Annotated in this window: 9 protein-coding genes; 3 read left to right on the top strand and 6 right to left on the bottom strand. The window is 55.6% G+C overall.

Going from position 1 to position 11,924, the window contains the following annotated elements; all coding sequences use genetic code 11:
- The first annotated feature begins 90 nt into the window (after window positions 1-90).
- Window positions 91-594: a hypothetical protein gene (locus FRD01_RS18230; protein ID WP_146962243.1), complete on the top strand. Its 504-nt coding sequence runs from the start codon at window positions 91-93 to the stop codon at window positions 592-594.
- A 1-nt stretch (window position 595) separates the two neighbouring features.
- Here the strand turns inward: FRD01_RS18230 and FRD01_RS18225 are convergent, their stop codons facing one another.
- The 3 genes from FRD01_RS18225 to FRD01_RS18215 all read right to left on the bottom strand — a co-directional run bounded on the left by FRD01_RS18225 (window position 596) and on the right by FRD01_RS18215 (window position 5,594).
- Window positions 596-1,288 carry an endonuclease gene (locus FRD01_RS18225; RefSeq protein WP_146962240.1) on the bottom strand — a complete coding sequence of 231 codons (693 nt, stop codon included), beginning with the start codon at window positions 1,286-1,288 and terminating at the stop codon, window positions 596-598.
- Between the two features lie 83 nt (window positions 1,289-1,371).
- Window positions 1,372-4,524, bottom strand: a complete 3,153-nt coding sequence (locus tag FRD01_RS18220) for an efflux RND transporter permease subunit (RefSeq protein ID WP_146962237.1) — start codon at window positions 4,522-4,524, stop codon at window positions 1,372-1,374.
- Entirely contained in the window at window positions 4,521-5,594 is a 1,074-nt protein-coding gene (locus FRD01_RS18215) for an efflux RND transporter periplasmic adaptor subunit (RefSeq protein ID WP_249755727.1), read from the bottom strand. The genes FRD01_RS18220 and FRD01_RS18215 overlap by 4 nt, the downstream gene beginning before the upstream one ends.
- Before the next feature lie 249 nt (window positions 5,595-5,843).
- On the opposite strand from FRD01_RS18215, the gene FRD01_RS18210 reads away from it, so the two are divergent.
- Window positions 5,844-7,760 carry a pyridoxal phosphate-dependent decarboxylase family protein gene (locus tag FRD01_RS18210; protein ID WP_146962231.1) on the top strand — a complete coding sequence of 639 codons (1,917 nt, stop codon included), beginning with the start codon at window positions 5,844-5,846 and terminating at the stop codon, window positions 7,758-7,760.
- Window positions 7,761-7,821: 61 nt separating this feature from the next.
- Entirely contained in the window at window positions 7,822-8,142 is a 321-nt protein-coding gene (locus tag FRD01_RS18205; RefSeq protein ID WP_146962228.1) for a hypothetical protein, read from the top strand.
- On the opposite strand, the gene FRD01_RS18200 is transcribed toward FRD01_RS18205, so the two are convergent.
- The 3 genes from FRD01_RS18200 to FRD01_RS18190 form a co-directional block, all read right to left on the bottom strand.
- Window positions 8,139-8,900: a hypothetical protein gene (locus tag FRD01_RS18200; protein ID WP_146962225.1), complete on the bottom strand. Its 762-nt coding sequence runs from the start codon at window positions 8,898-8,900 to the stop codon at window positions 8,139-8,141. The two genes, FRD01_RS18205 and FRD01_RS18200, sit on opposite strands and share 4 nt — an antisense overlap.
- A gap of 137 nt (window positions 8,901-9,037) precedes the next feature.
- Window positions 9,038-10,978 carry a hypothetical protein gene (locus FRD01_RS18195; protein WP_146962222.1) on the bottom strand — a complete coding sequence of 647 codons (1,941 nt, stop codon included), beginning with the start codon at window positions 10,976-10,978 and terminating at the stop codon, window positions 9,038-9,040.
- 63 nt (window positions 10,979-11,041) lie between these two features.
- Window positions 11,042-11,836 carry a helix-turn-helix domain-containing protein gene (locus FRD01_RS18190; RefSeq protein WP_146962219.1) on the bottom strand — a complete coding sequence of 265 codons (795 nt, stop codon included), beginning with the start codon at window positions 11,834-11,836 and terminating at the stop codon, window positions 11,042-11,044.
- Window positions 11,837-11,924 lie beyond the last annotated feature (88 nt).

The raw sequence follows: 11,924 nt of genomic DNA, 5'->3' as shown, positions 1-11,924 counted from the left end.
GTGAGGACCGCATCTCAAGCCAACGTTCGAGGTTTTTTAACTTTTGGCACACGGCTTGCGGTAGCTCGGTGCATGAGAACTTTAATTTCAATGTTTATCGCCCTTATCGCTTCCCTAACCTTCTCACTCGACGCTTCAGCAGCATGTGACGATGAACTTGGATACCATCAGTTCAAGTACACAACCGCCGTGGTTGGAGGCACCACACTCGTAGGAGGCGCCTTAACGGCCGCCCTTTTTGCAAATCCGAGCGGAGAAAACCTGATCATGGGTGTAGGGGTGGGAGCTGCGACTGTTAGCGTCGGAGGGGCATTGATGTTGGTGGGCCCTTCGTTGGCCGCCGAGAATTGTGGTTTAGCACCCAACTTCGCGGGCACCCTGACTGGTTCAATGGCTGGCTTCGCGGTTTCGGTCATGGCGATGCGGGTCATGTGGAGCACCTGGGAGGACGGTCCCCAAGCACTGATGATTCCACTCTCATTTGCGGGCGCCTTCAGCGGCTCCGTAGCTGGCGGAATCATCGGCTACGACTTGGTCTCGGACGTCGAAGTTGCGGTTGGCCCCAGCGGAGTAAGTGCGAAGTTGGTATGGTAGTTCAGAAGTTCGAGATTCGTTTGACCATTGAAGGGTCGTCAATAAATGGATTCCTCGACTTCTGTGCCTTTTCCACACGGTCGTTGCGGCGTTTCTCACGCGCATCGGGGCGGTCTCTTTGAGACCAATCCCTGAGTACCTTTTCCTGTTCGGTCTCAATGGGGGCGTTGTACATGACGGATATGTAGAACATGGCTCGGGCGGCGTCGCCTTTGTGGTCATCTGGCGGCTCAAAACATACTTTGCGTCCGCTGCCAATTCCGAGTCGCGAGCCCCCTTCAGACCACACTGGAAACTTCACATCACAGAACGGGAATGTGGCTCTTGTGACATTAGCTTTTGGCGCGACTGGGAAGAGTTGGTGCAAGTCGGTCTTTGCGTCAGGATGAGGCGTTTGTAGCCTTGGCCATGTCTGCTCGACCCACATTTCCGTGGGAAGCGGGGGCTTCCCTGCCTTGATTTTGGTCTTCGTGTAGCGGTCGTAAACCCAACCGTCTTCGTTATCGACTTTGAGATAGAGAGCTACTCGGGCCCGGATTGGATCGAGCCGCTGATGCTGGCGCTCAGCGCGCAGGGCCTCTTTGAGGGCGTCGTCCTTTAGGCCTGGGTGTTTCTCTAACGCACCGAACAGAGCCACACCAACGAGGCTTGTGGTCAAAAGTGCTGGAGCGAGCGTTCGGGCGTTAAGAATCATGGTTTTGCCTGCTTTGCCAGTTGAAGAGGACTCTCACAAGTGTAGTTGAGTTCAACCCAAAAAACCAATGAATCACAGAGGCACTACTCGGCGGCCGCCAACTCTTTGACCCTCAACGCCGTCGTCCGAATTCTCCAGATGAGCGAGAAGAGACACGGGACAACAAAGAGAGACATAAATGTGGAGAGAAGGAGTCCGCCAAGGAGAACGGCACCAACTCCGCGATAGAGCTCCGATCCCGCACCGGTCGCGAGGGTCATAGGTAGCAGACCCGCAAGGGAGGTGAGCGTGCTCATGAAGATTGGGCGCACGCGGTTGATGACGGCCTCGGACACGGCATCGTCGAGTTCAGCCCCCTCTCTAAGGCGCGCAATCGCGCCGTCCACAATCAGAATCGCGTTATTGACCACCACGCCTATGAGGATCAAGAAGCCGACGGCGGTCATGATATCGAGCGGCTGTTCAGTCACTGCCCAGTCGATGAAAATCAGCCCCAAGACGCCACCGGCTGCGGCCAAGGGAATGGTCACAAGCACCACGACCGGCGCCAGGAAGTCCTCAAAAAGTGCGGCTAAAAGTAGGAACGAAATCACCAACGCGAAGAGAAGAACCCAACCGAATTGTTGCTGGGCATCCTTGAGTTTTCCGGCCGTGCCTGAGAGTTGCACGTTGACGCCGGGCGGCAAATCTTCGGACACCAGTAGCGGCTCAACGATCTGGGTTTGAACTGCTTCAATTGCAGTCTCGAACGGCATATCGTCCGGTGGGGTCACCTGCAGAATAACGGCACGCCGGCGCTCCACGCGCTGAATCACCGTGGGCCCGATCGTCGTCTCCATCCTCGCCAGCACGCCGAAAGGAACCGTCTCGCCTGTGGCCGTCGCGACAGGCGCATCCTGGAGCATTCTGAGAGAGTCTGTAGCGTTGTTCTCTGCTTGCGAGCGCAACTTCACATCGACTTTGCGCTCCCCCTCTCTTCCCCATTCACCAATCTTTCGGCCGTCGATGTAGACATCGGCGAGAAAGCTCAAGTCGGCCGAGGTCACACCAAGCTCAGCCACCTCGTCACGCCTCGGCTTGACGTGAATCTCCTGAGCCCCTTCGTCCAAGAGTGGAACGGGTCTCACGCGTGCACCGGGAACTGCCTTTTGCACCTCTCCCATGAGTCGGCGTCCAAGCCCCACGAGTGCTGCCAAATCAGGCCCGGAGAGTTCGATCTCTACCGCACGGCCTTCGCCGATACCCGATGCAAAGAGCGCTGCCTGGCTCGCGAAGTTGATGACACCCGGGATCTGTGAGTGCAGGTTCTGCATGAAGTCCCTCAGCTCAACAACACGGTTTTCGTCTTGCGTTGCTGCGCCCGCAAGGAACTGCGACGGGTCTCCCACGAAGAAAGAACGCCGGATAGCTGGCACGCCGTCCACATCTTCTTCACCCGTGTGTTTCATCATGGTCTGCTGGTTCTTGAACCCAGTCTCGTACGACTCTTCCACAGAGTAGCCTGGCGGCGGCAAGATAATCCCAAAGATCAGATTCCTGTTGCCGGTAGGCAGGTATTCCATTTTCGGAAGCAGCGTAAACGCTACTCCAACCGACATCACCACGGCGATTCCCGTGACAAGGCCCGCGCGCCACGACTTTCGAGAGAGCCAACTCGAAACCCGACCAACCGACTGGCGCACTACTTCGCCCCAACCGGCAAGCCTTTGCAATGGGAGTTGGTCATTCTTAGACGACCTAAGCAACACGCCCGCAAGACTCGGAATGATGAGGATAGAGACGCCAAACGAGATCGTCACAGAGAGCGCAATGGCGTAAGCGAGGTCGCGTAGAATCTCGCCGACTTCGCCTTGCCACAAGATGATAGGGATGAAGACCGCTGCGGTCGTGGCCGTACTGGCGAGCAGGGCCCCCGCCACCTCTTTGATGCCTTTCCACGCCGCCTCGCGTGAATCCGAGACTTTTTTACTCCACGAGTCGATGTTCTCAAGTGCCACGATGGAGTTATCGATCACCATACCGATAGCGAAGGTCATACCGGCGAGGCTCACGACGTTGATGGTTCGGCCGAGTGCTGCCATGCCTATGGCAGTACCCAAGACAGACACAGGAATCGCAAGACTGATGATGGTGGCCGCCGTAAAACGGCGCAGGAAAATCAGCAGCACGATGATCGCGAGAATAGCCCCGACGATGAGGTTTTCCTGAACCACACCGATCGCGCCTCGAATGTATGAAACCTGGTCGTCAACCACGTCAATTCTAAGCCCCTCGGGCTCAAAACGAGTGTCATTGAGATTGATCACCACATCTCTCAATTGTTCAGTGACCTCAAGCACATTGTAGCCAGCCTCACGCTGCGGGAGGATCGCAATAGCCTCATCACCATCGGCGATGGCGATATCCTGCATTTTGCCGGGGCCGACCTTGACGGTGGCCACGTCCGAGAGCCTTACGGGAACCCCGTCAGCGGTAGAAGCAATCACAATCTTCTCTAGCTCGGTAGCCTCGCCAGGTTTGAACTTGGAGCGAACAATCACGCGGCGTTTTCCAACATTAAAATCACCGGCAGATACGTCGGCGAGCTCGGCACGCACGCGCTGAGCGAGTTGGTTGACCGTGATTCCGCGCGCCGCGAGCGCGTCTACATCAAAGTCAACTTGCACCTCGGTGGGTGCGCCGCCTCTGAGTCGAACGCTCGCAATACCTGGTACGCGCTCAATCTCAGGCACGATGACCTCTTCCACCCACGTTCTATAAGGTTGAGTTGAGACCGACGGATGATTCGAGCGCACAATAATCACGGCTAGCGGTGGGCCGGTAGAGTTCGCGCTGGAGATGATGGGTTGATCCACATTCTCCGGGTAGGACGGAACCTGTGAGAGCTGATTTGAGACGCGTACGAGGGCCTGGTCAATATCGGTTCCAACCTCGAATTCGAGCGAAATCTCGCCGCGGCCGAGACGCGCCGTAGACTCCATCTCTAGCAGTCCTGTCACCCGTTTGAGCACATCTTCTTGCTGCTCAAGGATTTCGCTCTCGACCTCTACGGGAGACGCGCCGGGCCAGACCGTGGCCACGTTGATCGTGGGGCGCGCGATATCTGGTGTGAGCTGGATTGGAAGTTGAAATACGGCGAGTCCTCCAAAGAAGAGCACCAGAATCATAGTGGATACCACGCTCACCGGGCGTGAAATGGCTTTCGAGAGGATTCCGGACTCGGGATTAAAGCTCATTGCATCACCTGCAAATCTTGTCCGGGTCGGAGGCGCTCATTGCCACGAGTGACAACCTTCTGGCCGACTTCGAGTCGCTCGGAAGACACCAAGACTTCGTCGGAGTTTTGAGCGACGACGGTCACATCAACCGGTTCGGCCTTACCCTCTTTCTCCAGAAACACACGTGCACCAGAAACCGAGTAAACAACGGCATCAATGGGCACGACCACGCCCTCGTTCACCCGCTCAATTCGCAGAAGAGCGTCTACGGCAAGGCCCTCTCGAAGCCACTCAGGGGCCGCTTCGGGGACCACGCGCAGGAGTGCCGTTCTGGAGCGCACATCTACAGCCCCAGCTACTCCCGCAATACTTCCTTTGACTTCGTACTCGCCGCGGGAAACAACGACTTCTGTGGTCTCACTGAGCACGTCCAGAAGTGTTCCAGGCACGCGAACATGGACCTCCTGCACGCCCTCAGACGCGAGCTCAATGGCCGGTTGCCCCACACTAAGCCATTGCCCGGGAGCGATATGCCTCTTGGAGACCACTCCATCAAAGGGCGCAGTGATGCGCATCTGTGCGATTTCTTCGCGCAGACGCCTAATCCCAGCGTCTTGGCCTTGCTTGGCGGCCTCTAGCGTCGTTTTTCGAGTAGTGACCTGCTCGACTTCGGCAGAAGGGAAATACCCTTGACCGCTTAGGTTTTTGAGTCGGTCGGCGTCGCGAATCGCTTGCTCTAGCTGAGCATCCGATTGTGAGAGCCCGGCTTGGAGCTCAGCGAGTCTCGCACGCAGGATTGAATCATCGAGCTGCGCGAGCACTTGTCCACGTTTGACCTGATCACCTTCGGCCACCGTCACTCGGATCACCTCGCCAGAGCCTCCGGCGGCTAGAACGGTGGATTCAGCATTGGTGACATCTCCCATGAAGCGACGCTCTTCAAAGAGTGAATCTCGCTCAATGGGGACCGTGGTCACCTTGGCTGCTGAAGGTCCTTTGCCTTTCGGTGCAGCTTCTTCTTCAGTCGAAGAACACGCACCAAGAGAAAAGACGGCGAGTAGTGCAATGGGTAGGATGTAGTTTTTCATAAAATTCCAAAGGGTCCCCTGTAGCGAAAAAGATGCGGATAATATTCCTGAAGGTGCAATTTCTTGCTCATGGAAACCTTGGCCGGGTCGCGTTCCCCCTAACATGCGGGCTATGGGATCTAGGAACGATAATTGCTCTGATTAATTTGGGGGAAATTCCGATCAGGTCAGTTGTTCTAAGATTTGAAATACTCGCTTTCCCACTACTCAACTGAAGAGGACAAAGCCCTCCTCTACGCAAATACACTTATGAAAGATTTTTATCCCTGGTTTCTAGGCGCATACGGTGAAAACCACCAACTTGTTGAGGACCTTGTCAACGAGGCGATGCGCGATCACATGTACTGGCGCCGCAACTTTCATCCGGAGTCCCAGCCGCCCATCCCGACCGCAGCTCAATTCACGCCAGAGTATCAGGAGTTCGTGGCCTTGCTGAAGTCCGAGATGTACCGTCTGAGCGCGGACCTCAAGGCGGCGATTCCCTTTTTTAGCCCTCGCTATATTGGACACATGGCGAGCGACTTGCTCATCCCAGGTGTGGTCGCACGTATCGCGACGCTTCTTTACAACCCCAACCATGTGAGCGAAGACGCGAGCCCAGCCACCATCGAAAAGGAGCTCGAAGTCGGAGAACAGCTAGCCGAAATGCTGGGCTACAGCCTCTCCGGGCCCATCAAGGCGTTTGGCCATATGACATCGGGCGGCACCATCGCCAACTACGAAGGACTCAAGAACCTGATGGCGGCAAGACTTTTCCCCGTGGCGCTTGGCGAAGCTGCCCGTGAGCTAGACGCCGATCTCAAATGGGAGGGCCAGCTCATCCGAGACATCTCCCCGCGCCGGCTTGCAAATATGAGCGTCGAAGAAGCCCTCGACATTCGCGCGGCTGCCCACAAGAGCGCTCAAGAATTGGGCATCCAAAATTGGGCGGATCTCGTTGACGCTCAACGATACGAAACCCTTGGACTTACCGAGTTTCAAAGACGCCATCCAGAGCTCGGTCGCCTTAGAGTTATGGTTCCTGCGAGCGCCCACTATTCATGGGAAAAAGCCATGAAACTCATGGGTCTCGGTACCTCCAACTTAGACATGATCGCGGTGGACATGGATATGCGAATGGAGCTCGAATCCTTGCAGCAGCTCCTCGATTACGCTCATGACGCTAAAGACACCGTCCTTTTGGTGGTGCCGGTGCTCGGAACCACGGAGTTTGGCGCCATCGACCCTGTAGACGGCGTGGTAGCGGCGCGACAGACGTGCCGTTTGCGTGGACAGGAATTCGGGATCCACCTCGACGCGGCGTGGGGTGGCTACCTTCGAAGCCTCTTCAAGGCGGAAGATGGCACGCTCAGGCCACATGCGGAGCTCAAGGCAGAGTTTAAGTACTTTCCGAGCGCCGAGGTATACAACGCGTTTGATGCCACATCCAAGACCGACTCAGCTACGATCGACCCGCATAAACTCGCGTTCATACCATACCCCGCAGGCGCGTATATCGCTCGGAATCGAGATATCGTTGAGTTCGTCCGACAAGATGCCGCCTACGTCTTTGACGGCGAGTCTGCGGATGATTCCCGCTTCCGAAAACTCGGACAATATATCATGGAGGGCTCGAAGCCCGGCTCCACTGTGGCCAGCGCTTATATCACACATCGAGTCATTCCTCTGAACCACAAAGGGTTTGGAAAAATCATCGGCAACTCCATCCATTCCTGTGAGTATTTTTGGGACGTCGCCCAAGCATGGGCGGCTCGAATGGCGGACAAGGTGGTTCTGGCTATGCCCTTTGAGCCTGATACGAATATCGCCTGCTTTGCCCTCAACCCCACCGGCAATCGCGACCTGAAGGTCGCCAACGCCTTTGGAAAGGAGCTCTTGAAGAAGCTTGGACCGGTCCAAGATGGGCCGATTCAGAACCGGTCGTTCATCGTGTCGTCAACAAGGCTCGTGGAGGAACACTATGGCCCTCGAACCCACGAGGCCCATAAATTACTAGGGCTCGACGCGCCGGCCCCTGGAGACGAATCGCTCTTGGTGCTTCGTCACACCCTCATGAATCCGTGGCTTCTGACTCCGAATGAGGATGGTTCGAATTACATCGACCTCTATTTTGAGTTCCTGGAAGAAATTGTTTTGGAAAAGTTAGCTCACTTCAGATTCGGTTAAGACTTTGGTCGTTTGACTCCTTTGAAGGCGGAAAGAGCCGCCCAAAACACGGAGTAGAACAATGAAGTCCAGAATCACAGCAATCATCTTCTTTAGCGCCCTTGCCCTTTTGATGAGCACCGGGTCCGCGATGGCCAAACCAAAATCGGTGACGAAGACCGTGACCACAACGACCACAACCCATTCACATGGGCGCGTGGTTGAAACAACCACCGTAGTCAAACACGTTGAGAAGAAGCGCGCGAAGCGAGTTCATCAACGACACAAGAGGATGCAAAGGGAGCGCGTTCATCAAAGACACCGCAGGGCTCCACAACGCGAAGTGGTGGTTGTCAGACGTCCAGTCCAAAAACGCGTGTTCTCGGTGAACCTACCGCTCTAGTACTGATGTTCCAAGACTGAGACTTCTTGACAAGGCCGGCAAAGGGCGGATGGAAGTCCAGTATTTCTGCGGGTGCGGCCTGCCACTGCCTTAAACACATCACCACTCTTGACCTCGTCACAGAGGATACATTCGTTCAACGATCCATCTTCTTCGTGATAAGGCGCGTTCAGGTTCAGAAGGCAGGGTTCGAGACATTCCTGGCGCGTGTGGCGAGTGTTGTAGAACCAGATTTGCGCGCAGGGCTCGGTGAAGCCGAGGTCTCGGATGCATTCACGAGCTGCCTCTTCGCCATCCGAAATGGACTTCAATCCACATTCCCGCACAGGCGTCGTCAGGTCTGGGTTCTCCATATAGACCGCGAGGTCTTGGAGCGGTGAGCACGCCCCACAGGCGCCGAAATGGGTCACTATGTAGCCGTCGGAAAGGGCAACTTCAGTGCTTGAAAAGGTTTGGAGGGAGTAACTCGTTCCCTCGATGAGCGCGGCACAAACGGTCCCTTCGGGCGCGGGGTCGGGCGCTGGCATCTGGTACGGGTCTTCGAGAATCTCCTCAAAAGGCGCGTTCAACTCAAAGGAACCCACATTGGCAATCATCTCTGGAGTGGGAATCGTGCCAACTTTCTCGAGCCCGGGGCATCCACACGTCGGACCACATTGGTCAGAGCTCAAGCCAGTGTTCGGAGCCGGCGTCCCAAAGAGTTTGGTGCCACAGCTGTCCATGTCTGAGGAAGTGTCTGCCGGATCCATGTCCGCCATGTCTGACACTCCCAAATCTGGCGTGGAATCAGTTGATTCAACGGTGACGGGTTCAGAGCACGCGGCGAGAACACACGACACGAAGATAAATTTTGACCAAGACTGGCGCATTCGGGAGCCCAGAAAAAAGATGGCGTCTACAGGTCTAACGTGAATCCGTCAGGATTGGGAGTCATCGCCGTGGAGAGGGTGACGTAGGCTCCGTCCCCATGAAGCTCGATCCCCGGGTTATTCAAGATAACCCATTCTACATCAGCCTCACCCCGAAGCCTCAGCGACTGTGCCAGTACATCGGGCACAAGGGTCAAAATATCCGTCAAGAGCCCTTCAATAGCGCGGTCATCAAAATCAACAGCCTCCGAATCCAAATCGGCGCGTACGTTGGTTTCAAACCCAACGAGAACCTCCACACCATCGAGTTCCAAAAGCACATCAAGCTCTAGGAACGCTGCGATCGAAGCCACCACAATCTCCTCACCACCGCTAGGCTGCAGGACCAAATCCACCATGGTTTCACTGAGCGCGAGGGAAATGCGTGAATCCTGAGTGAGGTCCACCACGGGAGGTAGAAGCGGGCGTAATCGAAGCGCCAAGGGCGTTCCAGCAGGGGCGAGCTGGTTGACCTCGGAGCCCAACACGAGCCCCAGTTCGGCAACCGTCAGCTCAATAGGGAGTTCAAACCCGGCAAACCGCTCCTGGTCGAAGGTTTGGTGCAGGAGACCGCTTCGCCAGACACCGTGGAAAATTCGGTCGAGCGCCTGATGTGTGGTGGTAAACAACAAGTCATTCTCGGACACCGGACCATTCGGATTGCCTGGGATTCGATTGAGTGCGCCCGGCACGTCTCGTACCTCTTCGAACTCTTCGTCGGGCATGGTCACACTGAGTTCCACGAGGATGCCGTCGCCAAACACCTGAACCGTTTCAAACTTGAGCTCAAAGGTTATGACTCGGTCGAAAACCTCGATTCGACGAATCAGGACATTGGGATCAAAGAGTTGATCAAAGACCTGGTCACTCAAGAAATTTGCGAACGCGTATTCAACCACCTGCCTCATCACATTGCGCAGGAAATTTGCGTCGTCTTGGGTGAGCCCGGCGATGTTGAATCGCAAGTCTTCGTCTTCGAGATCGAGCACCGCTGTGCCAAACGAAAGGCTCAAGCCACCATCATCTGTGGCCGAGACGCTCAATGGCAAAGTCACGCCCATTTGCACGACTTCGATGGTCGTCGGGTAGACGTCGTCAGAAATGGTGAATGAGCCAGCCACCGCGACATTCGCCACGTTCAGAGTCACAGAAAGTGCGCCGGTGGACGTGTTGACCTCAAGGTCAATAGGGTCAAACGTAATGGTGTCGACAGCCACGTTTTCGTTCATGAAGTTCGCGGTCACAAAGCTCGTGACAAGCTCTGGAGTCACTGTCTCTTCGATTACGGTCTCAAGCGTGTTGAGCGCCTCGCGCTGAACAAAAACTCTGAACGCGCGACCGACTGTCTCAGTAGGCGTTGCGAATGACCCCGCGATTCCTCCCCGCAAAGACGTCGACTCATTGCCAGCTCGGTCCACGGCGCTGATCGAGATATCGTTGAGGCCTTCTCGCAAGAGCACTTCGGTTTCAAAGCTACCATCGGGGCCGAGCACAACGCTTTGCCCACCTAGAAAAACCGACTCGATTCCAGTCGTCGCGTCTTCGACCCTTCCCTTCACTAGGATTGAGTCTCCCTCAGCGAGGTCCCGGTAGAAGCCGCGCTCAGGAGACTCCAAAACCAGCAGGGGTGCCGTGGCATCTACAGTAACACTGCGAGACTCTTCTAGGGCGCCGGCGACCACTTCGATATCGAGTGGCCCGTCGCTCGCGTTGAGCACGGTACTCCACTCACCACCCACCACATCAACCACGTCTCCGTTGACTTCGACCGAGGCAACCCCGGTGGCACTCCCTCTGACTTCAACGCGTGTTGACCCGATGATCGCCTGGTCTTCGGGCACCTGAATTGAGAGCGTAGCCGGGGGCGGAGAAGACGTGTCCCCTGAACACGAGGTGATGAAGAGAAAGGCGATTAAGAGGTAGCGCATGGACAACTCCAAGATTGGATGACGCATGCTAATTCTTTTGGTGGCGCGATACCAGCCATCACTTCACGAACCGCCTTGAAGGTCCATCCAGCTCGACATGAGTGAGGCGCGGCTCGAGAAGCCAAGTTTTCGGTAGACCGCTACGACGTTTTGATGCGCTGAGCGCAGCGAAAGCCCCATCTCCGCAGCAATTTCCTTCTCACTCTTATCACCGAGAAGAAAGAGGAAGGTCTCACGTTCGCGCGGCGAAAGCTTCGTTTGCCCATTGAGTAGGCCATAACTAAAAGCCAGTCGTCGACAAAAGGGCCCAAGTCCTTCAAGGATGTATTGGAGTTGGTCGCGCTCGAGCGTTCCGAACCGCTCGTCGCTCTCCCGGTCGAGATAGAAATAGACCTCGATTTTGGGAGAAATGGCATGGATGCCTACGAGTCTGTCCTGAACCTGATAGTAGCGATAAAGGCCGTCTTTCCGGGCCTCTTCAGGCGTTGCTCCGGGCATGACGTCGTCCATGATGAATGAACGCGTAGTACCAGCATCCCTGACAAACCCGAGGTAGCATTCATTATCCGCAACGTTTGAAGGGTCCTCCGCCCAACGCTTCGCATAAGTCATATCTTGGAAAGGATTTGTCGCACTCGGGACCCACGCCACCGCGCGCCAGCCTAACCTCGGATCATTGCGCCTCAATGATGGACTCATGTCATTTAAACACAACACACAGGTCGATTGTTGCGCTCGGCACAAAGACTTAAGCTCTTCCAAGAGCCACTGAAGCATGATGTCAGGAGAGTTAATGGGAATGGCGAGAAATTCACGCCAGAGAAGCTCGACGCGTTCCCATTCTATCTTTGATTCCATTTTCTACTGCTCTTTCTGGATTCGGTCTTGTATTTAACACATCCAGAAAAAAATGTGGACAAAAGCCGCACCTACTAATGAGTAGGTG

The organism is Microvenator marinus (assembly GCF_007993755.1).
Lineage (GTDB): Bacteria > Myxococcota_A > Bradymonadia > Bradymonadales > Bradymonadaceae > Allomicrovenator > Allomicrovenator marinus.
The sequence above is the reverse complement of the archived record's forward strand: the minus strand, read 5'-3'. Positions and strand labels throughout refer to the sequence as shown.